Origin of the sequence: Mesorhizobium sp. M0030 (assembly GCF_040323695.1) — a bacterium.
Classification (GTDB): Bacteria; Pseudomonadota; Alphaproteobacteria; order Rhizobiales; family Rhizobiaceae; genus Mesorhizobium.
Window position 1 is genome coordinate 1 of record NZ_JAMYVE010000015.1, and the last position, 22,079, is coordinate 22,079.

Below are 22,079 nucleotides of genomic sequence, written 5' to 3' on the forward strand. Positions count from 1 at the left end.
CCCTGGGGGGTGGCGCGGGCGCCCGCCCCCCCCCCCCCCCCCACACACCAAAAAAACACCCCCCCCCCCAACCCTCCGCCCCCGCTTTGTTTTTTGTGGGGGGGGGGGGGGGCCCCCCCCCCCCCAACGGCCTTGGGAGGCTTAGCGGGCTGCGGTCCAGCCCTTGTAGTCTTTCAGGTTCTCGGCCGTGATCAGCTTCGGGTCGAGCAGCACGGTCGGCTCCGCCGGCTTCTTGCCGGCAAGCAGCTCAGCCGCCATCGTCAGCGACTGGCCAGCCATCACGTAGGGATCCTGCGAAGCCGAGGCCTTGATCATCGAGGTGCCGGAAGCGAGTTCCTTCTCGATATCGGGAGCGCCATCCACTGCGGTGAAGATGAACTCCGAGCGATTGAGCTGCTTGGCCGCAAGCTGGGCGCCGATCGCCGTCGGATCGTTGATGGCAAACACCGCATCGATCTTGTCGAAGCGGGTGAGCAGCGACTGGAAGACCTTCAGGCCGCCGTCGCGCGAGCCTTCGGCATTCTGGTCGTCGGAGAGGATCTTGATGTCGGGGTGTTTTGCAAGGACGTCTTTGCAGCCCTTCACCCGCTCCAGGATCGACGACGACGCCGGGCCGTTGAGGATAACGTAGTCGCCCTTGCCGCCGGTGTGGTCGACCAGATACTGGCAGGCCTCTTCGCCGGCCTTGACGTTGTTGGTCATCACGGTGACGTCGGCGCCTGGCGCCGAGACGTCGAAGGCGGCAACGACGATGCCCGCTGCTTGCGCCTTCTTCACCGCCGGGCTGATCGCCTTGGCATCGACCGCATTGAGCATGATCACGTCGACCCCGGCGGCGATGAAGGAATCGACCTGAGAGACCTGCTTGTTGAGGTCGTAGTCGGCCGACACTGAGGTTACCTCGACCTTTGGGTTGATCTTCTTGGCTGCGTCCTCGATGCCCTTGATGGTGGCGACGAAGAAGGGGTTGCCGAGCAGGCCGACCGAGATGCCGACCTTGTTGAGGTCCTTGGCCGATGCGGGCGCGATGGCGGCGGCCGCGAGTGCGACGCCGCAGAGCAGTTTAGCGATGGTCTTCATTGCTTTCCTCCAATTGCCCCGCGCCTCTCACGGTGCGTTACACAAACCGGTCGTTTACGCCGGCGACCAAGGTCAATCACGTTCTCGCTCCTGCCTGGAGCCTGTAGCGGTCGAGGGCGACTGCCACGATGATGACCAATCCCTTGATGATGTACTGCCAGATGTCCGAGACACCGGCCAAGATGAGCCCGTTGGATAGCACCGCTATGATCAGGCCACCGATCAGCGTACCCCAGATCGAGCCGACGCCGCCGACGAAGCTGGTGCCGCCGAGAATGACCGCGGCAATGGCGTCGAGTTCGTAAGACTGCCCAAGCTGCAGCCCGTTGGCCGCATAGAGCCGGGCCGCTGACATGGCGCCGCCAAGGCCGGCCAGCAGGCCGGAAACGCCATAGACAAAGAGCAGCACCAGCGGCACCTTGATGCCGGTCAGCCGCGCCGCTTCGGCATTGCCGCCAACGGCATAGATCCAGGTGCCGAGCACGGTGCGCTTGAGCACCAGCCAGGACAGCACCACGATCGACAAGGCGATGATGACCAGCCACGGAATGCCGAACAGCGAACCGTTGCCGATGAAGTCGAACGGCAGGTCCGAGTTGAACACCGTGGTGTCCTGGCCGAGCAGGCGGGCGACGCCGCGCACAGCGGTCAGCGACCCCAGCGTGACGATGAAGGGCGGCAGTCTGATATAGGCGATCAGCAGCCCGTTGATGACGCCGAAGCCGAGGCCGACGAGAATGGCCGCCGGCACGCCCAGCAGTCCCCAATCGGGCACCAGCGACACCATCACCGCCACCATCGCCGAGGCGGCAAGTATCGAGCCGACGGACAGGTCGATCCCGCCGGTCAGGATGACGAAGGTCATGCCCGCTGCCAGCACGATGTTGATCGACGATTGCTGCATGACGATCAGCAAATTGGTCTGGGTGAAGAAGCGCGCGTTCATCAACTGGAAGCCGACCGCCAGCAGGATCAGGATCGGCAGCATGCCAAGGGCGGCGAAGGCGGTGCGCAACCGCCGGCTCCTGCCGACAGCCTGGCCACTGATCTCGGTCGCCTTGTCGGTCATCCCTTGGCCGCTCCCGTTGCAAGTTCCATGATTGCTTCCTGGCGCAGCGGCTGGTCTTTGGACGCCGTAACCTCGCCGGCAATCGTGCCGTCGCGCATTACCAGCACGCGGTCGGCAACGCCGATCACCTCCGGCAGTTCGCTGGAGATCATCAGGATGGCGATGCCCTTTTTGGCGAGATTGTCGATCAGCCGGTAGATTTCCGACTTCGCTCCGACATCGACGCCGCGCGTCGGTTCATCCAGGATGACCACTTGCGGCTCGGTCTCGAGCAGGCGGGCAAGCAACACTTTCTGCTGGTTGCCGCCCGACAGCGAACCGGCATTGGCCTGTACCGACCTGGTGCGGATGGAGAGATCCGAAACGGCCGTGGCAGCACGTCTCTCGGCGGCTTTGAAATCGCGCAAGCCGCCGGGCCGCGCATCCCTGGCCAGCACGCCCATGCTGATGTTGTCGGATATCGACATGTCGAGAAACAGGCCGAGTTCCTTGCGGTCTTCGGTGAGATAGGCGATGCCGGCATTCAGTGCCTCGCTTGGCGAGCCGATGGTTACTGGCTTGCCGTCGAGTTCCAGCGTGCCGGCGATGCGTCTGTCGGCACCGAAGATCAGTCGCGCGAGTTCGGTGCGGCCCGAGCCGACAAGGCCAGCCAGAGCCAGCACCTCGCCCTTGTACAGTTCGAAGGAGCAGTTCTTCAGGAGATTGCCGTCCGCCATGCCGCGCACCGACAAGGCGACCGCGCGCTTGCTGTTCGGCGGGCGATGATCCTTCCTGTAAAAAGCCGACAGGTCGCGGCCAACCATCATCGAGACGAGGCGCGAGGCGTTCAGCTCGGCGCGCTCGAGTGTGCCGACATAGCCGCTGTCGCGCAGCACGCTGACACGGTCGGCCAACTGGTAGACCTCTTCCATGCGGTGGCTGATGTAGATGATCGCGATGCCTTGCGACTTCAGCGTCGCGATGACCTCGAACAGACGGTCGGTCTCGCGCGAGGTCAGCGAGGTGGTTGGCTCGTCCATGACGATGATGCGCGCGCTGGTCGAAAGCGCGCGGGCGATTTCGACCAGCTGACGCTCGCCGAGCGACAGGCTGGAAACCTGGGCCCGTGCGGAGAAGGACACGCCGAGACGCTTGATGATCTCATTGCTGCGCCGGTAGCATTGGTCGCGGTCGACGATGCCGAAACGCCTCGGCTCATTGCCGAGGAAGATGTTCTGCGCGACCGTCAGGTTGGGCGCCAGCGACAGTTCCTGATAGATAACCGCAATGCCGTGAGCCCGCGCCTTGATCGGGTCGCCGGTGGCGACCGGCACGCCGTCGATCAGTATCTCGCCGCCGGCATCAGGCCGATAGGCGCCGGACAGCACCTTCATCAAAGTCGACTTGCCAGCACCGTTTTCACCCATCAGCGCATGGACTTCGCCGGCATGGACGGTCAGCGACACGTCCTGCAAGGCGCGGACTGGCCCGAACGTCTTCGAGATGTGCCGCATTTCCAGCACTGGCTGGCGCGTGACTTCGGCCTGAGCAGCGACAATCACCGTGCGCCTCCCGCTGCCGCGCGGGGGATGCCCTGCTCGCCGATGAGGCCACGCCATGTGTCGCGATATCGGGCAAGTCCGGTGAAGCTTGCGGCACGCACGGGCTCCGGCACTTCCGCGGCAAATTCGCGGCCGACGGTCTCGAAGGCCAGCGCCGCCGCCCCGGTGGCGCTGCCCTCCAGTGTGGCCCCTTGCAGGAAGGCCTGGCTGGGACGCAGTTGCGCCACTAGCCCGGCGAGCAGGCCGCCAGCGTTCAGTCCGCCATCGACGATCACGGTGTTGTCCGAATGGATCTGGTCGAGGCAGAGGTCGACCATCAGCGCGACGTAGAGCAGCGCCACGGCTGCGCGTTCCTCGGCGCTTGGCATGCGGCCGACCAATTTGCCGGCGCGGCCGGGCATTGGTCCGCCCGGCGCGAAGCTCGGCAGCGCCATGCTGCCGGCGTTGATCACCCGCTGCACTGCCGCCGGCGCGATCGCGCCTTGCCAGCCGTCGCTGATCGTGGCGAATTCGCGCCCGCCCATGAAGCGGATGGTCGGCACAGGGCCGCCGTCGATATCGACATTGACCAGCATGTCGCGCTGGCCATCGAGCGCGTCGAGCAGGCAATCCGGATTAAGCACGACGACCCAGGTGCCGGTCGAGACGACGGTGACCGGGCCAAGCTCCTGCCGGCGATAGGCATGGAGCGCGGCATTGCTGTCATGGACACCATTGTGGATGGCGATCCGCCGCTTCGTGTCGCCGAGGCGTTGCTCGCCGACAACCGAGCCCGCCCGCTCGAAAGCGGGCATCCGGTCGCGCCAGCCCTCAATATCGACCAGCGAACTGAAGTCGCGCTTGCGCGGCGCCCATAAATGCGAGTGGCAGCCGAGATAGGACACTTCCGAGACCGCCCGGCCGCCAAACCGCCAGCTCCAGTATTGTGGATAGCCGAGGATCGATTTCGCGGCCGTGAATGCACCGGGTTGCACCGCCTGTAGCCACAGCATGTGGCGACCGTAGTTGAAGCCGAGCGGCAATCGCGGCGAGAAGGTCTCGGTGAAATCCGGAACGAGGCGATCAATTTGCGCGGCAATATCAGCCGGCGGCTCTTGCTCATAATCGAGTATCGGATGCGTCAGCGCCGCCTCGTCGACCAGGGCAAAGGTGCAGCCATGGCCCGACACCATCACGCCCTGTACGCCATGGACGTCGGAGGCCTCGCTTACGGCGCGAACCGCCCAATCGTGAAGTGCTGCCTCATCAAGCACGCTGAAGCCATCTTTGCGCATCCAGTTCGGCCGGGTCCGGCGCTCGTCGACGATGCGCCCGTCCTGAGCGAAGACGAACAGCTTCGAATTGGTCTTGCCGAAATCGAGGACGGCCATCTTCACTGGATGGCTCCCGAAGCCGAAGCGATGCGCACCATGACGCCCGCGTCTTCCAGCATGCGCGCGTCGACGTCGGACAGGCCGTCATCGGTCACCAGCGTGCCGATGCGCGACAAGGGCAGCGCGATGTTACGGGCGTGGATCGACAGTTTGCGGCTGTCGGCCAGCACCACGATCTGGTCGGCACACAGGCTGAGATCGGCGATGGAGCGGACCAGCAGCGGGTGCGATTCCAGCACGCCCTCCTGGCCAAGGCCTTGCGCGCCGAGAAAGAACTTCGATGCGTAGAACGGCTCCGCCTGGGTCGGTGAATGGATGATGCCCGGCTCACGATGCAGATCGCCGCCGGCAACGGTCAGGCTGCAATGGCCGTGGTCGCTCAGATAGGCCGCGAGCGGCATCGAATTGGTATAGAGACGGATGCTGCGCTCAGCCAGCTTGACCCCAAGGTGGAAGCAGGTCGAACCGCCATGCACGATGACCGCATCGCCGTCGCGCACCATCGTGGCCGCGAGAGCGGCGATCTGCCGCTTGGCCTCGACCGCGAGGTCGCGGTTCTCGTCATAGGGCCTGGCATAGGCAACACCCGCCTGTGAAGCGCCGTCGAGCGCCGAGATGCCACCATAGACCTTCCGTGCTTCACCGGCCTCGTCGATCTTGTCGATGTCGCGCCGCACCGTCGCCGCCGACACGCCGAGCTGCTCCTGCAGTTCGCGCACCGACGCGAAGGGGCGATCCCGCAGCAACTCGACGATCTGACGCTGGCGGCCGGAGTCGCTCAATCGTTTTTCCTCCCAGGAGCCGTTTTTGCCACGGCATTTGACGTAACTTACTCAACATCTTTCCGATTGCAAGAACCTTTGATGACATTAGATCACTATTGACGTAAGTCGCTCGCATCTGCGATACACATCAACATCCCACGACGGGTATCCGAAGCTGCGAGGCTGACGGAGCTGATAGAGGAAATGCGCCATGGCGAGCTATGCGGATGCGCAGGAAATGGCTGCTTTGCGGGCGCTTTCGGCCAGCATCGGGCGCAATCCAAATCTGACCCAGGCCGCCGGCGGCAACACCTCGCTGAAAGCCGGCGACACGCTGTGGATCAAGGCTTCCGGCACATGGCTGAAGGATGCGCTCTCCGAAGACATCATGGTCCCGGTGGCGATGGCGCCGCTGCTCAGGGCTGTCGAACAGCGCGACAGCGCCGCCGACCAGCCGCAGATCTTCGCCATCGAGACGCTCAACGCCCGGCGCCTGCGCCCTTCGATTGAAACCACCGTTCACGCGCTGATGCCGCAGCGCGTCGTCCTGCATGTCCATTGCGTCGAAACCATTTCGCTGGCGGTACAGGCCAATTGCGAGGTGGAAGCCGCCAGACGCCTTGATGGTCTCAAATGGGCGTATGTTCCTTATTTCCGGCCAGGCCTGCCGCTTGCCCAGGGTATTGCCGAGCGGCTTCAGGCTGGGGTCGACGTGCTGATCCTTGCCAATCACGGGCTGGTCGTCGCGGCCGATACCGTCGCCGAGGCCGAAGTGCTGCTGCGCCGCGTCACGCTGCTTCTGGCGCGGCCGGCGCGCCAAGTGGCGGAACCGGATGTTGCGGGATTGGCGGCGCTGGCCGGGAAAACCGGTTACAGGCTGCCGGCGGAAATCGAGGCGCACGCGGTCGCCATCGATCCCGAAAGCCGCCGCATGGCGTCCGGGGGCAGCCTCTACCCCGATCACGTCATCTTTCTGGGTCGGGGGTCGGTGGTGGCAAAGCCCGGTGAGGATGTGCCGCGCGTCATCGAGCGGTGCGGTACAAACCCCGTGGCGATCCTGTTTCCCGGGCTGGGCGTGCTGATGCGCGGCGATGCCAGTGCGGGCGCCGACGCCATGCAACGCTGCCTTGCCGACGTGACGGCACGCATCGAAATTGCAGCGCGGCTGAACTACCTCACCGCCGCCGAGAACGATGAACTGGTCAACTGGGACGCCGAGAAGTATCGCCAGAAACTCAATGCCGCCAGCCGCTGACACGCCGCTTGCCATAGGCATCGACATCGGCACGTCCGGCGCGCGCGCGGTCGCCATGCGTCCGGATTTTTCCATTGCCGCGCGTTCCGCCGTTTCGCTCGAGTTGTTTGGCCGGAATGCCCGCGACCCTGCAGTGTGGTGGTCAGCGGTCGGCGCAGCGCTGGCGGAACTGCTTTCGGGCATCGACCGAACAGCGGTCCGGTCGATCGCTGTTGACGGCACTTCAGGTACGTTGCTGCCGGTCGACGGCGCCGGGCGGCCGCTGGCCGAGCCGCTGATGTACAACGATACGGTCGCCGACAACGCCATTCTGGTCGCGATCGCTCGCGAAGCCCCAGCGACCAGTGCCGCACTTGGGGCGACGTCCGGTCTCGCCAAGGCGCTCTGGTTCCAGCGCACGCCCGGTGTTGCCGCGGTGCTGCATCAGGCGGACTGGATCGCGGGACAATTCTCCGGTCGCTTCGATGTCAGCGACGAGAACAATGCCTTGAAAACCGGTTACGACATCACGGCCCGCTGCTGGCCGGACTGGATTGCGGCCACCGAAATGCGCATGGAGTTGCTGCCCGGTATCGCCAGGCCGGGCGATGTCGTCGGCAAACTCACCGCGGATGCCGCGGATATGTTCGGCTTACCGCGCGAAATCGCCGTCGTCGCCGGAACGACCGATGGCTGCGCCTCGTTCCTGGCGACAGGTGCCGCGGCAATGGGCGACGGCGTCACCGCGCTGGGGTCGTCGTTGACCGTCAAGATCCTGTCCGACCGGCCTATCTCGGCGCCACGCTTCGGCATCTACAGCCATCGGCTTGGAGATGTCTGGCTGGCGGGCGGCGCATCGAACTCCGGCGGCAAGGTGCTGACACAGCATTTCCCTCTGGCGCGCATCGTCGAGCTGAGCATGGCGATCGACCCGATGACCGAGACCGGCCTCGACTACTATCCTCTTGCCACTGCAGGCGAACGCTTTCCGATCGCCGATCCGGCACTGCCGCCGCGTCTTGTGCCGCGACCGGTGGAGGACGCCGACTATCTGAAAGCCATGTTGGAGGGTATCGCCGCGATCGAGGCGCTCGGCTATGACAGGCTCGCCGAGCTCGGCGCTCCGCAGCTGACGTCGGTCAGAAGCGTCGGCGGCGGTGCGGCGAATGCCGCCTGGACGGCGATCCGGCAGCGCAGACTTGGTGTTGATTTCCTGCCGGCGCTTTCGGACGAAGCCGCCGCCGGCACAGCGCGGCTGGCGCTGATGGGCGCAAGCGCGGCGGGGCTTCTATGAGCGCGAAAACAGTCGAACACCTCAACGGCGTCAACCAGCTGGCCGAGCGCTATGATTTTTTCCTGCTCGATCAGTTCGGCGTGCTGCATGACGGCGCCAGCCCCTATCCAGGGGCAGTGGAAGCACTGTCGGCGCTGAAGCGCGCCGGCAAGACCATTGTGCTGATCTCGAACTCCGGCAAGCGGGCGGGGCCTAACGAGAGCCGGCTGCTAAAGCTCGGCTTCGAACCGGGAAGCTGGGACCATTTTGTTTCTTCCGGCGAGGTCGCGTGGGAGTTCTTCCACGACATGGCGGTATCCGGAAAGCTACTGCCAAACACGAAATGCCTGTTGATAAGCCGCGACGATGACCGCTCGGCGATCGAAGGTCTGCCGTTCGCATTGACTAAGGACGGTGACGATGCCGGGCTGGTGCTGATTTCGGCCAGCGAGGGCGACCGCTATGATCTTGAGCACTATCGCCGACTTCTTGCGCCGGCTGCGGTGCGGCAGGTGCCATGCTTCTGCACCAACCCTGACAAGATCATGCTGACGGCAGTGGGGCCGCGCTTCGGTGCCGGCCGGCTGGCGGATCTCTACGAGGACCTCGGTGGTAGCGTCACGCGTATCGGCAAGCCTTACCCCACTATATTCGGCGCCGCACTAGCGCTGGCAGGCAATCCAGACCGCGGCACTGTGGTCTGCGTCGGCGACAGTGTCGAACACGACATCGCTGGCGGACTTGCTGCCGGCGTGGCCACGGTGCTGGTTCTGTCAGGAATATTGGCGGACACACCTGACCTGTTCGACCTGTTCGACACGATGGACGCATACCCGGATTACACCATGGATGGCTTCAGGTTTCGCTGATTTGATTCACCCCGCAGCGCTCGCGCCCGAATCCGGCCTCAACGCCTCGTGGCCGGCGAGCATTGGCCGGCTGGCTCAAGGCTGCCGAACAGCGCGGATCCAGTCGAGCCGCGCGGCTGGAATGAGGCCGTAATTGTAGAAATTGATGCCGTCGACACCGGGCGCCAGCGCTGGCTTCACCTTGGCCGCAAGAATGTCGGGGCGGGCCATTTCCGGATAGAACAGCCGGTAGCCGGCGCCGAGGAATTTGTCCGCGCCCAGTGCCGCACGGCCGGCCGCCATCAGGCTGGCGACATCGCCGGCCTGCATGTCGTAGGCGCACAGGATCGCCCCGTCGCAGACCTTGCCCAGCGCTGCCAGATCGCAACCGCCAAGCCAGCCGTCTTTCAGATCGATAATAACGACCCGCGTCGTGGGATCGGCTACCTCGCGCAGTTCGGCGACCAGGCTGGTCACTGGCTCGAATCGCCACAAGAGATAGGCATGGAGCTCCGGCCAGGGGGCAAAGGCGTCGATGCCGCAGGCGGGAAAATCGGGAAAGCGCCGCTCAGGCATCGCACGCTCGCAGGTCTCGACGATCCATTGCCTGGTGAGCTTGCGCGCCGCCTCGGCATCGATGCCGGCTTTTGCCGCACGGGCGACGCAGGACGGACAGAAGCACAGAGACAAAAGAAAATCGTCTTCCGGCGTCAGCCCGACACCGTCCTTCTCGTGATGGTATTCATGGGCAAAGCCCATGAAGGACGGGCTTTCAAGTTCTATCCGGTCCGGCCGGTAGCTGTGCGAGATGTCGGCGATCAGCGCGCGGACATAGGCGCGCGCATCGGGATGGGAGGGGCAGAGATTGTAGTAATTGGCATCGCCGAAGGCGTTGCGGGTGACGGCCTGCGGATGCAGCATGCCCAGGCGGGTGTTGTGCAGGCAGACCGTCCAGCACGAAACTCCTAGTCCGCCCGCGTCGCGACGGCGGATGAGCTGACCGAGCACGTCGCCGCCCTCAGTGATCACGTCAGCCACCTTGGGCTGGATGGCTAGACTTCCCCAGCGCGCAGCGGTCGGCTTGAAATAGATGGTGCCGTCCTCAGGGAAATAGGCCTTGCGGCGCGGGCTGCGCGGCTGCAGGAAGCGCCCGGCATGATAGGATGTCGCCAGGCTGATCATGTTGAGCCCGGCGCGCTCGACAAGATCACGTTCGACCGTCTCCAGGCCGAGATCCTGGATGTCCCAGGGATAGGTCCACATGGACAGTTGCTGCATGGAATATCCTCTGCCTTTGGCTCAGCCGTCGACCGGCTCTGCGACCTGCATTAGGCAGTCGCCCGCCTCACACATCGTGTGCAGCCGGCGCGACAGCACCAAGCCGCTTTCGGCGAAATGCAGGGCCTCCTCGGCAACATCGAGCCGCTCGAGATCGTGGTACCAGCCGGCCAATTGTCCTGAAGTGACACTGTCGCCGAGCCTAGCGGCGGGCTCGAACCAGCCGCGGCGGGTGGCATAGAGGCCCTGGCTGTGCCTGGACAGGGACAGCAGCCTTGTCGGCGCCGAAGGCTTTTCGCCCGCGCCAAGAACCGGCGCGTCGACCACACCCATTGCTATCATCAGACGGTCGAGCGCGCGGGCCGTGATCGCCATCGAATCGACCGTTGCGGTGCCACCGCCGCCGAACTCACCGCTGACGCCGACGGCGCCGGCGCGGCGCGCTGCGCCCATCGAGGTTGGCGAGGCCTGGCCGTTGTCAGCGATAAAGCCGTAGGGCATGCCGAGCGTGCGCATCAGCTCGACGCCACGCCGGTGGCGCTCGGGATCGGCGTTGCGTTCGACCAGCGCGGTCGGCAGATGCTCCATCGACGTGCCGCCCGAATGGATATCGAAGACGACGTCGTGACGAGGAAACAGCTCCGTCTCAAGGAAATTGGCGAGCCGGCTTGTCGGCGTTCCCGAGGGATCGCCGGGAAACGCCCGGTTGAGATTGCCGCCGTCGAGCGGCGAGCAGCGCTTGGCGGCCATCACCGCAGGGGCGTTGGCCATCGGCATGATGGTGATGCGGCCCTTGATCCGCTTCGGATCGAGCCGGCGCGCCAGTTTTGCCAGCGACAGCTCGCCCTCATATTCGTCGCCGTGATTGCCGGCCATCAAAAGCAGTGACGGGCCGTCGCCATTGCGGATGAGGCAGATCGGCACCTTGACCTGAAAGTAGGGCGAGCGATCGATCGAGAACGGAATGCTTAGATGGCTGAGCGTCTTGCCGTCGCGGTCGAAATCGAGCGTGTGGGCGAGGCCGGTGTGCATGGTCAGACCGCCGCGACCGCGGTGATTTCGATGCGCAGATCAGGGTCGGCAAGCCGCGCCTCGACGCAGGCCCGCGCCGGCAGGCGGGCAGGATCGATCCAGGCATCGTAGATGCTGTTCATGGCCTCGAAATCACCGATCTGCGGCAGGAAGATGTTGACCGCCACCAACTTCGACTTGCTGCTGCCGACCTCGACCAGCAGCGCCTCGACTTTGGCAAGCACGTCGCTGGTCTGGCCTTCGATGCCGGCCTTGCGATCGTTGGCCACTTGGCCGGCTATGTGAACGAGGCCGCCATAGACGACTGCCTGCGACATGCGCGAGCCGGACTGAAAATACTTGATCATATCGGATCCTTTCGAGGTTCTCTTTTTGGGGGATCTGGTCAGCCGAACCAGGTGGGGAAAGCGTGGCGGACGTGGCCGGTCGCGTCGACGCCGAAGATCACGCGATAACGGTCGAGGCAGGTGCAGGGATGCGAGATGCCGAATTCGACGACGTCGCCGACGGCCACGTCGTCGCTCGGTGCAATCGACAGGAAGGAATGCTGGTCGTTGAGCTTGACCACCTCGGCGCGCGCCGCCGGCATCGGCAGCGGCTTGCAGGCACGAAAGACGGTGAGCGGCGTTGGAAAGCCCTGGTCGAACGACACGTCGCGCATGCCCATGCCGCAGATGACAAGGCCCGGCTCCGGACGCGACAGCACTTCGGCCCAAAGGCGTAGCGCAGGGCGAAAGGAATGCCGCGCCGAAGCGCTGATGCCGCCTATGGCAAAACCTTTGCGGGCATCGAGGGCGCCGAGCGAACGGTCATAGGTGCCGTGGTCGTGGAAGAAGATGGCGCCGCTGCGCAGCACCAGCGTTGCGTTGCCGTCGCTGGAAACGAGGGGTGCAAGCGCCGCGACCACCTGGTCGAAGAAGGCGGAGCCGCCGGCTGTGACGATCAGCGGTGCGTCGCCGCCGACGCGGGCACGCAGCCGCAGGAACATGTCGGCGGTCATTGCCAGCAGGCCGGATATCACCTCATCGGTGCGACCGGGCTCGGGTTGCGCCGCCGCCCCTTCATAGGTCGCAACGCCGGCGATCAGCAGCCGCCCGCCGGCAGCCGTGATCGCATCGGCGATGGCCTCGGCTTGCGCGGTGGTGCGGGCGCCCGCCCTGCCCGCACCAAGTTCGACCAGCACGCGCAGCGGCGGCAGCGCCGCATTGGCGCGCCAAGCCTCGGCAAGCGCGTTCACGGCGTCGACCGAGTCGGCAAAGACATAGAGCTCGGCATCCGGCCAGGCACCAGCAAGCACGGCCAGCCGGTTGGCGCCGCCGGCTCCTCCAACCTCATTGGCGATGATCAGCCGTGTCAAGCCGGCCTTCAGCATCACTGTCGCTTGCCTGATGTCGGCGACCGTCGTGCCCCATGCGCCGGCCTCGACCAGCGACCGGGTAAGATCGCGCGCCATCGGCGTCTTGGCATGCGGAGCGATCGCAACATTGTGTTCGCGCGCATAGCGCAGGAACAGGTCGCGATTGGCGGAGAAGGCCGCCTCGTCGAGGGTCAGCACCGGAAGCGCCATGCGTCCATCGGCCGGATGCCAGTGCTCGGCCGCGACAAGGCTGCTGTCCAGCCCGGTTGTGCCGGGAGGCACGCCGCGGATGCGGTCGTCGAGCCGAAAATTTTCGCGCACCGAAAGGGCTGGAACCGGTGAGTTTTCAGTCATGCGATGCTAACCCTTTTACCGTCGCAGAACGAAGCCAGGATCGATCGCCGGTCACAGCCTGAGAGAGATACGTGCCAGAACCTTACGCCGGACCGATCATCGACGCCCATCATCATCTTTGGGATCTCAGACTGGGACGGCATCCCTGGCTCGCCGCCACGGCCAGCGAGCGCGGCGGCCTCGGCGAGCTTGGCCCCTTGCGGCGGAACTATCTGCCCGGGGATTATGCGCGCGATGCCATAGGGCATAATGTCATCGCCACCGTCCATGTCGAAGCCGGCTGGGCGAGTGGCGACTGCATCGGAGAAACGCGCTGGCTTGAAACACTCGACAAATCGCGCGGCGTCGCCGCCCGCTATGTCGTTCACGTGCCGCTCGCCGATCGCCAGGCGCCGGCGCTGATCGAAGCGCAAGCCGCGTTCGAGCGTGTCGCCGGCGTGCGCGACATATTGAGCTGGGATCCCGACCCTGCCCGCCGTTTTGCGGCCCGTGACGGCATCATGGACGATCCGGCCTGGCGCGCCGGGCTTGCCTTGCTTGGCCAGCATCGGCTGGCCTTCGACATGATGGTGTTTCCGCGCCAGCTCGCCGACGCGGGGCTGCTTGCCAGGGCCTTCCCCGATCAGCAATTCGTGCTCAACCATTGCGGTAGCCCGATCGACCGCGACGCCGATGGCATGCAGGTGTGGCGCGACGGGCTGCGGCTTCTGTCGCAATGCGACAACGTCGCCATCAAAATATCGGATCTGGTCGCCTACGATCATGACTGGACGCTCGACAGCCTGAAGCCCGTCGTCCTGCATTGCATCGATTGTTTCGGCACCGGTCGCGCCATGTTCGGCAGCGACTTTCCGGTCGCCGGCCTGCATGCCTCGTTCGATGACATATATGACGGCTTCAAAACCATCACAGCGGACTTTTCCGCCGACGAGCAGACGGCGCTGTTCTTCGGCAACGCAAGGCGCATCTATCGGCTCGACGATGTGTCATCGGCGCGCCTGCTCCCGGCCTGAGAGCAGCAGCAGGCCGAGGATCAGCGAGCCGAACAGGATGCTGCGCCAGCCGGGCGATGCGTTGACGACGGTGATCAGCGCGGTGATGGTGACCAGCAGGATGGCGCCGGGGATGGTGCCGGCATAGGTGCCAAGCCCGCCGAGGATCGAGGTGCCACCGAGGACCACGGCGGCAATCGAGGCGAGCAGATAGGGATCGCCGATGCCGACATAGCCCTGTCCGTTCATGCCCAACACGAGCACGCCGGCAAGTCCCGAGCAGAAGCCGCTGATGCCGTAGACCGCAAGCGTCGTGGACGTGACCGGAACACCGGACAGCGCCGCGGCAAGCGGGTTGGCGCCCATGGCAAAAATCCGGGCGCCGAGCGATGTCGCATGCATCGTGGTCAGCACGATCGCCGAGACGACCACCCACAACAATACGCCAGCGGGAATGCCGGCCGGCCGGCCATTGCCGAGCCAGTGGACCAGCGGGTTCTCGGCGGTCACGGCGCTGCCGCCGGCGATGATGATCAACAGACCCTGCAAGAATGTCGCCATGGCCAATGTCATGATCATCGGGTGGACGCGCAGCAAAGCGACGCCGAGCCCGTTGACCAGGCCGATTGCCGTGGTCAGCACCAGAACGGCAAGAATGGCGGTGATGCCGGTCGGATCCACCTGCCACGACAGCAGCGGCAGGCTGACGGCGCTGACCGTGACGATGGCCGCGACGGAAAGGTCGATGCCGCCGGCGATCACCACAAAAGTCTGGCCCGCGGCAACCAGGCCGATGACGGCGCCGAGCTCCACCAGATAGCGCAGATGGCCATAAGCGCCGAAGCCGCGCGAAACGAAGCTCGCCACGATCCAGACCGCGGCAACGATGGCAACGGTGAGAAACGGCCGGCTGCGCAGGACCGTCAGGGCGCGTTTGCCGCCCGCGCTGTCATTCCATGCTGTCATTGCTGTGCCTTGCGGAATTGCGGGATGGCGACCGCGCCGATGATGATCAGGCCCTGGGCCACATATTGTGCGACCGGCGTGAAGCCGAGGAAGAACATGACGCTGATCATCAGGCTGAGCAGCAGGCTGCCGGCAAGCGCGCCGCGCATCGTGCCCTGGCCGCCGAGGAAGCCGATGCCGCCGAGCACCGCAGCGGCAATCGAGTTCAGGGTAAAGGCGGCGCCGATGACCGGGTCGCCCGAACCGGTCTGTGCGGCGACGAACAAGCCGGCGCCGGTGGAGAGCAGACCGCTGATCGCATAGGCCGCAATGCGCGCGCCGTCGACCGGCACGCCGGAGCGATAGGCGCCGACCGGATTCTCGCCGGCGGCATAGAGGCTCAAGCCAAGCGGCGTGGCGAGATAGAGCTTCCACAGGAGAACGATGAGCACCAGCAGCACGAATGCCGCCGGTGTGTTGCCGGCAAGCAGGTCGGACAGCCACGCCGGGATTGCGCCGCCGGGCCGCGGCAGGATCAGCAGTGCGGCGCCGCCGATGATGAACGACCCGGCAAGCGTCACCACGATGGCCGGCAGCCGAAGCCGTACCACGATGAAGCCGGTCGCCGCCCCGATGCCGAGGCCCGTCAGCGCCACCGCGGCAGTGCCCCCGGCGACGCCCAGCGGCCCGGCCATCGTCGTCGCGGCGATGACCGCGCCCAAGCTGACCGTCGCGCCGATGGCCAGGCTGATGCCGCCGGTGAGCATCAGGATCGCCTGCGCCATCGCGACCAGAGCCAATGGAAACCAGCTCTGCGTGAATTTGGCGAAGCCGGACGCCGTGAACAGACCCGGAAAGAGGACGCCATAGGCGATGAGAAACACCAGGACGACGGCAAACAGGCTGCGCACGCCGACATTGCGACGCAGTTGCACCGGCCAGTAGAGCGCGCCGGTCTGCCGGGCGGAGGAAGATGTGTTCATGCCGCAACCTTCCGCTGTTCGGCGCCCATCGCCGCGGAGACGATGGCTTCCTCGCTCAGCGCTCCACGCGCCAGCATGGCGACGATGCGGCCTTCGCGGACGATGGCTACACGGTCGCAAAGGTGCACGAGTTCGGGCGTGTCGGAACTGAGCAGCACGACCGCCTTGCCGGCGGCGGCGAAATTGCGAAGCATCATGTAGATCTCACGCTTGGTTTCGACGTCGACGCCGCGCGTCGGATCGTTGAGCAGAAGCACCAACGGGTCGTGCGGCATCCATTTCGCCAGCGCCACCTTCTGCTGGTTGCCGCCCGATAGAGCCTGCGCCGCCCGGCCGAGGTGACCCTTGATGCCGAGTTGGGCGGCAAGGCTTTTGGCCGTCTCGCGCTCTGCGCGGCGGCTGCGCAGCTTCAGCGCCGGCAGCCTGGCAAAGGCGGGCAGCATCATGTTGGTGATGATGGGATGGATCAGGTGCAGGCCCTCGCGCTTGCGATCCGCGGGCACATAGGCCAGCCCCAGCGCGTTGGCTTTCGGCACGCCGCCGGGCAGGCCGGAGGCGCCGTTGACGGTCGCCGACGCCGTCCGTGCCGGAATGGCGCCGTAGAGACCGAGCAGCAGATCTTCCTGCCCTTGCCCGACCAGGCCGCCAATGCCAAGCACTTCGCCCGTTTTGATATCCAGATCGACGTCGCGCATCAGGCCGGCCGAAAGATTTCGGACGGAGATAGCGTCGGCAAGCAAACTGGAAGGCTGCCATTGCGGAAAAAGATCACCGGGATCGCGGCCGACCATCAGCCGAACCAACCCGGCGGCGTCGGTGCCTTCCAGGGTGCGGTCGGCCGTGCAGGTGCCGTCCTTCAGCACGGTGACGTGCTGGCACAGCGCCATGACTTCGTTCAGTCGGTGCGAGATGTAGAGAATGGCGATGCCTTCGCCGCGCAACCGCTGCAGCAGATCGGTGAGGATTTTGGTTTCGGTTGCCGATAGCGACGATGTCGGTTCGTCGAGAATGAGCACGCGCGGCCGGCGGTAGAGCGCCTTGGCGATCTCCACCATTTGGCGGCGGCCGAGCGACAGATTCCCGACCGGCGTCGACAGCGGCTCGTGCAGCCCGACAAGTTCGCATGCGGCCCTCGCCCGCGCAGCGAGTTCGCGGTAGTCGATCAGGCCGAACCGTTTGGGATAGGCGCCGAGACCAACATTTTCGGCGATGGAAAGACTGGCCGTCAGGCTGAGTTCCTGCTGGACGACGGCGATGCCGGCCTGCCGCGCAACAGCTGGCGTCATGCGTGAGACCGCGCGTCCATCGACCTCGATCGTCCCGCCATCCGGTCTCAAGGCGCCGGACAAAAGGTTGATCAAGGTCGACTTTCCGGCGCCGTTCTCGCCGAGCACCGCATGCACGCGGCCCGGCTGGAGAGCGATTGAAACGTCGCGCAGGACGGGGTTGCCGAAGAAAGACTTCGACACCCCGCGCGCCGCGAGCAGCGGAGCCATGGTTGTCAACGCTACAACCCTTCAGGCTTATTTCTGAGCCAGCAGCTTCTTGAACAGCTCCTCATCGTAAGGAGAAAAGATGTAGCCGTCAGCCGGGAAGTCCTTGGCCCGGGCGAGGTATTCGTCGATGTTGGAATTGTCGATCACCGGCAGCGGAATCTTGACGAAAGCCGGCACATCCTTGCCTTCCAGCGCCTGAACGGCGGTGTAGGTGGCGAAGGCGCCGAGCCAGTTCGGCTGCATCGTCGCCCAGCTCTTCAAGCCCTTTTCTTTCCAGAGTTCCAAAAACTGCCGGGCGTTCTCACCGGTGATCGGCACCTGTTCACGGCCCTGCTTGTCGAGGGCCAGCACGGCGCCTGCCGACAGAGCACCGCCGAGCGACAGGATGCCGTCGATCTCGGGGTTGGCGAAGAGCAGGCTGGTGACGGCTTCCTGTGCCGGCGCGACGTTGTAGGGCGTGTTGGTCTCGGCAAGCACCGTCACGTCGGGATGGGCCTTGAGCTCAGCGTCGGCGCCTTTGCGCCTGTCATCGCTGACCGAAACCCCGGCGGGGCCATTGAGGATCAGGATCTTGCCCTTGCCGCCGATGGCGTCGATCAGGAACTTGGCGGCCTGGTCGCCCCATTGCGAAGAATCGGTGTTGACCTTGGCGGTGACCTTGTCGGTGTCGACGAGGCTGTCGAAGTTGATGATGGCGATGCCCTTGGCGCAGGCGTCGGCCAGAACGCGTGCCGGTGCGGTCGACGAACCGGCGATCAGGATGATGGCGTCGACATCGGAATCGATCATCGACTGAATCTGCTGGATCTGGACGTTGGCATCGCCCTGAGCGTCGGTGACGACGAGCTTGTCGACCAGTCCCTGCTTCTTCAGGGTCTCGACTTCGGCTTCGATCGTGCCTTGGGTCTGCTTCATCCAGGTCGGCACGGAATAGATGTTGGCCCAGCCGATCGTGTACGGCGCCTTGCGGTCGCCCTTGATGCAGTTGGCGGCAGCATTGGCCTGCGAGGCGACGCCAAAGCTCAGCACGAGACCGAGGCAAAGCGCGCTGGCGGATGCGAAAAACGGTGATTTCATCATGACTGTTCCCTTCAGAGGTTGTGGCCTCGACGTGCAGAACAAGGGCGAGGAAACCCGTCGGTCGCCGGGTCTTGGAAACCGTGTGTCCTCTCGGGATTTGTCTGCGTCCGGCTCGTTAGTTTGTCTGGTATTTCAGACAATGTGTCTGTATATCGGACAAATTGGATGCTAGACCGAGCCTTGACATCTTTCAAGCGCCTTGAGACGAGAACCGAAATGATTTTGGCGGATGGTCATGAGCGACGGCACTAACGATGCGATCGGGAAGGAAGCCGGCGCGGAGCCGCGCAACGGCGAACGACGACGCGGCATTGACCGCGTCATCATGCTGCTCGAGGCGTTGCTGCGGCACCGCGCGCCAATGCGCGTCGGCGACATCGCCAAGATGATCGGCGCGCCGCGTTCGACCACCTACGAGATCGTCAACAGCCTGCTCGACGCCGAAATGCTCGAAAACGTCGGCGGTGAAGGTTACGTCTATTTCGGACGCGCCATGCATCTGTTCGGCTGGGCCTACTCACATCACAACGCCCATTACCGTCGCATCATCGAGACCTTGGATAAGTTGGCCGCCGAGACAGGCGAGACGGTCCAGCTATGCGGCCTGCGTGGCAACAAATACGTCGTTCTGGACTGCCGAGATTCGCCGGGCCCGTTCCGGATCTCAAGCGATGTCGGGGTCGAGGTGCCGATCCCATGGACGGCATCCGGACGGCTGCTCCTCGGCCATATGAACGAGCAAGAGTTGAGGGACTTCATCCCATCTGGCGACTACAAGCTTCCCGACGGCCGCATCATTGCACCAGCCGAATTCTTTGCCGATGTTGCCCTGGCCCACCGGCAGGGTTTCAGCGAGACCGCCGCTCTGGCGGACCGCTTCACCTGGTGCATGGCAGCGCCCATCCACGACGGCCACGGCGCCATCAAAAGGACCTTGTGTCTGGTGTTACCCGTCGACACGCCGGAGCCACGGCGCGACGAACTGCTTGCCTTGCTGCGCGAGCGCGCCCGTGGACTGTCTCTGGCGGGAGGCTGACGATCAGCCGTCGTGCCCTCTGGTTGAAGCCTCTTAAAGGCACATGGATTCCGCTCTTCCCCATTGGTTCCATTTAGGTTCGGGACCTTAGTCCCATAGTCGGTGGATAAGGTCCGAACCAGGGAACACGCAAACCGGAAGCCACATTAGGAGAAGACCGTCGATCAAAGTCCCTTCATCGCCGGTTGAGGATCCCGCCGCTCTTACTGTCGAGAGCGCGGCGGGATCCTTACGCGCGGAGCGAGCACATGAGATTTGTCGAGATTTTCACAGATGTGCTTACGGCCCTGCTTCTCGCTTTATTCGTGTGCGGGATATTCGCTGTTTTCGGAGGCCATCTGGTTCCTCCACGCTACGCAAAGATGGTGTTGCTGCCGGACCTCGATAAGATGACGACTGCATCATCTACACCCAGCTTGCCCGATTCCATCGACTTGCAAGTTCAAAAGCGCCCAGAGGTGCAAAGGTCTGCCGGCGTGACACAGCGCGCAGTCGGTCTGGAGCCGCCAGTGCCATCCAGCAAGCGGTAAGAATCAGCGGAGGTTTTCGTGGCTCCCCAGCTATCAGAGAGCGCCGGCGATTATTGACAGACCCGGCTCTTGAAATTGGCTGAAATCGCCGCTCCACATTTCCGCATCTGTTTGAATTGTGTTTATCAACTAGTGCGAACGCTATGGCGAAGCAGGTTGAGTTGGCGGCGTTCCTGGCTGATCCCCGCCAGTGCTTGATCGCGGCGTGGGATCCTTGTCGAGCTTGGGATTTCGGTCCACCGGTTCGCCATTCACATCGTCGGCCTTGGAGTTTGCAGGGTCCGTTTGGCCAGGATTTGGGCTGTAAGTATCTGGCGAGGGAACCCGGCTGTTTTGCTGTGTCGCCGGTGTCTTAGCCTGCTCGCCATAGATTTCAGCGATCCCCCAGGCAACGAGCGCCAAGACAAGGCCTGCCAAGAGCACGCCAAGGACCGGTCGCCCCAAGCCACCCTGCCTGGCCCGCTTTTCCGGAATGTTTCTGCTCATGATCGCAACCTTGGGCTAAGAGGAGTGGCCCGCGCTCCAGGAGCGAAGACGCGGGCAGTCAAGAGCTCCGGATGTTGGCCATGCGGCGAACAGGGAACTCGCTGCACATACCGAACTCGCTGGCGCTGTTGATGTTCCCACGGAATCCAAACAGCGCGCCGCCGGGAGCCGGACTGGCAATTTGGGTTGGAGTGGCTGGAACGAGCCAGCTCAAGGTCAACGAGCGGCGGTGTGCGTAAGCGGGCATTGCGAGCCAGACTGGAACTTTGCCGAATCTGCCGCGTTGCCGACCATGGCCGACTACAACGAGACCACCAATCCGGTGCTGACCGGTTGCAAGGCCCGCGTTGCCACCAGAGACATCTGTTTGAAGGCTATCTGAAATTTGCTCCTCGTTGTCGGCGATTCCGCCCAATGGAACATCCTGATCCGCTCGTGGTTGGGGAAGCCCGGGCCAGCGGCAGGAGCATCATCATGAACGTCGAACGTAACCCGGCCGAAGACAGAGGCGATATTCAGTCTGGGGTGACAGAGGACAAGACGCCGGGATTCGACCCGGCGGCGGCGCCCATGGAAACCGATGCCGAAGCGGCAGACACCGGCGCCGTGCCGGTTCCCGCAGCGACGGGCACGCCGGCTTTCGCTAATCAAGCAAGCTTCGCCAATGCGATGCGGCGGCCGGACGACGAGAGCGCCCCGGCCCCGAGTAAAAATGGCCCGGTGCTGGCCATTGTCGCGCTTGTCGTCGTTGCCGCCGTCGTGTTCGTTGTCGCCGCGATGCTGGCGCGATAGCAGATCCTGCGCTTGCGCCAAAACGCGTTCAAGGATGTGGCCGTGGGCAGCAGGCGATCAGCGGCTGGAAAAGCAGGTTGCAGCCGCGCATGCCACGCCGGCCGGCACCCCGACCGAGCAGCATTGCGGCATGGCCGAACCCGGCTCGGCCGCCAAGGGTTGAGGCCAGATGCTCGTTCGAAGCGGGAACATTTCACATCAAGCCAAGTTCGGGCTCGCAGAGCTTGTCGTCAAGGAACAGCACATGAAGGCCCTCACATGGCGCGGCAAAGGCCACATACGTTGCGAACAGGTGGCCGATCCGACGATCCAGGATGAACGCGACATCGCTGCAGAAAGTTCAGAACGGCGATATCGACCCGTCATTCGTGATCACCCATCGGGTGGCGTCGAGGCCAGGCCCGAGCTTTACAAAACCTTCCGCGACAAGGAGGACGGCTGCATCAAAGTCGTGATGCGCCCGCACGGCTGACCGTTCTGTCCAATGGCCCGACTTTGTTGTCCGGCCGTCTGCATGCTGAAAAGGCGAGAGTTGA

General features: G+C 64.3%; 21 protein-coding genes and 1 pseudogene. 8 read left to right on the forward strand and 14 right to left on the reverse strand.

Annotated features, from left to right (window positions below):
• Nucleotides 1–141 precede the first annotated feature (141 nt).
• The 5 genes from NKJ80_RS25750 to NKJ80_RS25770 form a co-directional block, all read right to left on the reverse strand.
• Nucleotides 142–1,080, reverse strand: a complete 939-nt coding sequence (locus NKJ80_RS25750) for an ABC transporter substrate-binding protein (protein ID WP_352498555.1) — start codon at nucleotides 1,078–1,080, stop codon at nucleotides 142–144.
• A 76-nt stretch (nucleotides 1,081–1,156) separates the two neighbouring features.
• Nucleotides 1,157–2,149, reverse strand: coding sequence for an ABC transporter permease subunit (locus tag NKJ80_RS25755; RefSeq protein ID WP_023704479.1), 993 nt, complete (start codon nucleotides 2,147–2,149; stop codon nucleotides 1,157–1,159).
• Nucleotides 2,146–3,642, reverse strand: coding sequence for a sugar ABC transporter ATP-binding protein (locus tag NKJ80_RS25760; RefSeq protein ID WP_352498600.1), 1,497 nt, complete (start codon nucleotides 3,640–3,642; stop codon nucleotides 2,146–2,148). Before NKJ80_RS25760 ends, NKJ80_RS25755 begins: the two co-directional genes overlap by 4 nt.
• A 44-nt stretch (nucleotides 3,643–3,686) precedes the next feature.
• Entirely contained in the window at nucleotides 3,687–5,066 is a 1,380-nt protein-coding gene (locus NKJ80_RS25765) for an FGGY-family carbohydrate kinase (RefSeq protein ID WP_352498556.1), read from the reverse strand.
• Nucleotides 5,063–5,845, reverse strand: a complete 783-nt coding sequence (locus NKJ80_RS25770) for a DeoR/GlpR family DNA-binding transcription regulator (RefSeq protein ID WP_023701285.1) — start codon at nucleotides 5,843–5,845, stop codon at nucleotides 5,063–5,065. Before NKJ80_RS25770 ends, NKJ80_RS25765 begins: the two co-directional genes overlap by 4 nt.
• A gap of 193 nt (nucleotides 5,846–6,038) precedes the next feature.
• On the opposite strand from NKJ80_RS25770, the gene NKJ80_RS25775 reads away from it, so the two are divergent.
• The 3 genes from NKJ80_RS25775 to NKJ80_RS25785 are packed head-to-tail and all read left to right on the forward strand — an operon-like array spanning nucleotide 6,039 to nucleotide 9,203.
• Nucleotides 6,039–7,082 carry a class II aldolase/adducin family protein gene (locus NKJ80_RS25775; protein ID WP_352498557.1) on the forward strand — a complete coding sequence of 348 codons (1,044 nt, stop codon included), beginning with the start codon at nucleotides 6,039–6,041 and terminating at the stop codon, nucleotides 7,080–7,082.
• On the forward strand, nucleotides 7,066–8,355 hold the full coding sequence (locus NKJ80_RS25780; RefSeq protein WP_031199271.1) for an FGGY-family carbohydrate kinase: 1,290 nt from the start codon (nucleotides 7,066–7,068) through the stop codon (nucleotides 8,353–8,355). The genes NKJ80_RS25775 and NKJ80_RS25780 overlap by 17 nt, the downstream gene beginning before the upstream one ends.
• Nucleotides 8,352–9,203 carry a TIGR01459 family HAD-type hydrolase gene (locus tag NKJ80_RS25785; RefSeq protein WP_023701283.1) on the forward strand — a complete coding sequence of 284 codons (852 nt, stop codon included), beginning with the start codon at nucleotides 8,352–8,354 and terminating at the stop codon, nucleotides 9,201–9,203. Before NKJ80_RS25780 ends, NKJ80_RS25785 begins: the two co-directional genes overlap by 4 nt.
• A 75-nt stretch (nucleotides 9,204–9,278) precedes the next feature.
• On the opposite strand, the gene NKJ80_RS25790 is transcribed toward NKJ80_RS25785, so the two are convergent.
• Genes NKJ80_RS25790 through NKJ80_RS25805 form a run of 4 tightly spaced genes read right to left on the reverse strand, consistent with a single transcriptional unit; the run spans nucleotide 9,279 to nucleotide 13,203 of the window.
• On the reverse strand, nucleotides 9,279–10,460 hold the full coding sequence (locus tag NKJ80_RS25790; protein ID WP_023807587.1) for a hypothetical protein: 1,182 nt from the start codon (nucleotides 10,458–10,460) through the stop codon (nucleotides 9,279–9,281).
• A gap of 21 nt (nucleotides 10,461–10,481) precedes the next feature.
• Nucleotides 10,482–11,492: a succinylglutamate desuccinylase/aspartoacylase family protein gene (locus NKJ80_RS25795; protein WP_023686805.1), complete on the reverse strand. Its 1,011-nt coding sequence runs from the start codon at nucleotides 11,490–11,492 to the stop codon at nucleotides 10,482–10,484.
• A 2-nt stretch (nucleotides 11,493–11,494) separates the two neighbouring features.
• Nucleotides 11,495–11,839, reverse strand: coding sequence for a RidA family protein (locus NKJ80_RS25800; RefSeq protein WP_023686804.1), 345 nt, complete (start codon nucleotides 11,837–11,839; stop codon nucleotides 11,495–11,497).
• Nucleotides 11,840–11,877: 38 nt separating this feature from the next.
• On the reverse strand, nucleotides 11,878–13,203 hold the full coding sequence (locus NKJ80_RS25805) for an alanine racemase (RefSeq protein WP_352498558.1): 1,326 nt from the start codon (nucleotides 13,201–13,203) through the stop codon (nucleotides 11,878–11,880).
• Nucleotides 13,204–13,274: 71 nt separating this feature from the next.
• Here NKJ80_RS25805 and NKJ80_RS25810 point away from each other — a divergent pair, with 71 nt between their 5' ends.
• Nucleotides 13,275–14,216 (forward strand): amidohydrolase family protein, encoded by a 942-nt coding sequence (locus tag NKJ80_RS25810; protein ID WP_023735735.1) that lies wholly within the window; start codon nucleotides 13,275–13,277, stop codon nucleotides 14,214–14,216.
• Here the strand turns inward: NKJ80_RS25810 and NKJ80_RS25815 are convergent.
• From NKJ80_RS25815 to NKJ80_RS25830, 4 genes are read right to left on the reverse strand one after another with little or no spacing between them, the layout of a single operon-like run.
• Entirely contained in the window at nucleotides 14,190–15,161 is a 972-nt protein-coding gene (locus NKJ80_RS25815; RefSeq protein ID WP_023695084.1) for an ABC transporter permease, read from the reverse strand. The genes NKJ80_RS25810 and NKJ80_RS25815 overlap by 27 nt on opposite strands.
• Nucleotides 15,158–16,123, reverse strand: a complete 966-nt coding sequence (locus NKJ80_RS25820) for an ABC transporter permease (protein ID WP_023686801.1) — start codon at nucleotides 16,121–16,123, stop codon at nucleotides 15,158–15,160. Before NKJ80_RS25820 ends, NKJ80_RS25815 begins: the two co-directional genes overlap by 4 nt.
• On the reverse strand, nucleotides 16,120–17,619 hold the full coding sequence (locus NKJ80_RS25825) for a sugar ABC transporter ATP-binding protein (protein ID WP_352498559.1): 1,500 nt from the start codon (nucleotides 17,617–17,619) through the stop codon (nucleotides 16,120–16,122). The genes NKJ80_RS25820 and NKJ80_RS25825 overlap by 4 nt, the downstream gene beginning before the upstream one ends.
• Before the next feature lie 27 nt (nucleotides 17,620–17,646).
• A complete protein-coding gene (locus NKJ80_RS25830) occupies nucleotides 17,647–18,699 on the reverse strand; it encodes an ABC transporter substrate-binding protein (RefSeq protein WP_023748647.1) in 1,053 nt (350 codons plus the stop codon).
• 229 nt (nucleotides 18,700–18,928) lie between these two features.
• Between NKJ80_RS25830 and NKJ80_RS25835 the strand changes: the two genes are divergently transcribed.
• Nucleotides 18,929–19,735 (forward strand): IclR family transcriptional regulator, encoded by an 807-nt coding sequence (locus tag NKJ80_RS25835; RefSeq protein WP_023748648.1) that lies wholly within the window; start codon nucleotides 18,929–18,931, stop codon nucleotides 19,733–19,735.
• Between the two features lie 1,074 nt (nucleotides 19,736–20,809).
• Here the strand turns inward: NKJ80_RS25835 and NKJ80_RS25840 are convergent.
• Nucleotides 20,810–21,166 carry a hypothetical protein gene (locus NKJ80_RS25840; protein ID WP_352498560.1) on the reverse strand — a complete coding sequence of 119 codons (357 nt, stop codon included), beginning with the start codon at nucleotides 21,164–21,166 and terminating at the stop codon, nucleotides 20,810–20,812.
• On the opposite strand from NKJ80_RS25840, the gene NKJ80_RS25845 reads away from it, so the two are divergent.
• The 3 genes and pseudogenes from NKJ80_RS25845 to NKJ80_RS25855 all read left to right on the forward strand — a co-directional run.
• The gene (locus tag NKJ80_RS25845) at nucleotides 21,166–21,543 is read left to right on the forward strand and encodes a hypothetical protein (RefSeq protein WP_502902228.1); all 378 of its coding nucleotides are present in this window, start codon (nucleotides 21,166–21,168) and stop codon (nucleotides 21,541–21,543) included. The genes NKJ80_RS25840 and NKJ80_RS25845 overlap by 1 nt on opposite strands.
• Before the next feature lie 34 nt (nucleotides 21,544–21,577).
• Nucleotides 21,578–21,706 carry a hypothetical protein gene (locus NKJ80_RS25850; RefSeq protein ID WP_023729077.1) on the forward strand — a complete coding sequence of 43 codons (129 nt, stop codon included), beginning with the start codon at nucleotides 21,578–21,580 and terminating at the stop codon, nucleotides 21,704–21,706.
• A gap of 181 nt (nucleotides 21,707–21,887) precedes the next feature.
• Nucleotides 21,888–22,015 (forward strand): annotated as a pseudogene (locus tag NKJ80_RS25855) (glutathione-dependent formaldehyde dehydrogenase); the annotation flags it as partial.
• Nucleotides 22,016–22,079 lie beyond the last annotated feature (64 nt).

Coding starts and splice junctions, on each gene's coding strand:
- NKJ80_RS25750 (WP_352498555.1), bottom strand. CDS start 1,080: ATGAAGACCATCGCTAAACTGCTCTGCGGCGTCGCACTCGCGGCCGCC.
- NKJ80_RS25755 (WP_023704479.1), bottom strand. CDS start 2,149: ATGACCGACAAGGCGACCGAGATCAGTGGCCAGGCTGTCGGCAGGAGC.
- NKJ80_RS25760 (WP_352498600.1), bottom strand. CDS start 3,642: ATGCGGCACATCTCGAAGACGTTCGGGCCAGTCCGCGCCTTGCAGGAC.
- NKJ80_RS25775 (WP_352498557.1), top strand. CDS start 6,039: ATGGCGAGCTATGCGGATGCGCAGGAAATGGCTGCTTTGCGGGCGCTT.
- NKJ80_RS25780 (WP_031199271.1), top strand. CDS start 7,066: ATGCCGCCAGCCGCTGACACGCCGCTTGCCATAGGCATCGACATCGGC.
- NKJ80_RS25785 (WP_023701283.1), top strand. CDS start 8,352: ATGAGCGCGAAAACAGTCGAACACCTCAACGGCGTCAACCAGCTGGCC.
- NKJ80_RS25790 (WP_023807587.1), bottom strand. CDS start 10,460: ATGCAGCAACTGTCCATGTGGACCTATCCCTGGGACATCCAGGATCTC.
- NKJ80_RS25795 (WP_023686805.1), bottom strand. CDS start 11,492: ATGCACACCGGCCTCGCCCACACGCTCGATTTCGACCGCGACGGCAAG.
- NKJ80_RS25800 (WP_023686804.1), bottom strand. CDS start 11,839: ATGATCAAGTATTTTCAGTCCGGCTCGCGCATGTCGCAGGCAGTCGTC.
- NKJ80_RS25805 (WP_352498558.1), bottom strand. CDS start 13,203: ATGACTGAAAACTCACCGGTTCCAGCCCTTTCGGTGCGCGAAAATTTT.
- NKJ80_RS25815 (WP_023695084.1), bottom strand. CDS start 15,161: ATGACAGCATGGAATGACAGCGCGGGCGGCAAACGCGCCCTGACGGTC.
- NKJ80_RS25820 (WP_023686801.1), bottom strand. CDS start 16,123: ATGAACACATCTTCCTCCGCCCGGCAGACCGGCGCGCTCTACTGGCCG.
- NKJ80_RS25825 (WP_352498559.1), bottom strand. CDS start 17,619: ATGGCTCCGCTGCTCGCGGCGCGCGGGGTGTCGAAGTCTTTCTTCGGC.
- NKJ80_RS25830 (WP_023748647.1), bottom strand. CDS start 18,699: ATGATGAAATCACCGTTTTTCGCATCCGCCAGCGCGCTTTGCCTCGGT.
- NKJ80_RS25835 (WP_023748648.1), top strand. CDS start 18,929: ATGGTCATGAGCGACGGCACTAACGATGCGATCGGGAAGGAAGCCGGC.
- NKJ80_RS25845 (WP_502902228.1), top strand. CDS start 21,166: ATGGAACATCCTGATCCGCTCGTGGTTGGGGAAGCCCGGGCCAGCGGC.
- NKJ80_RS25850 (WP_023729077.1), top strand. CDS start 21,578: ATGTGGCCGTGGGCAGCAGGCGATCAGCGGCTGGAAAAGCAGGTTGCA.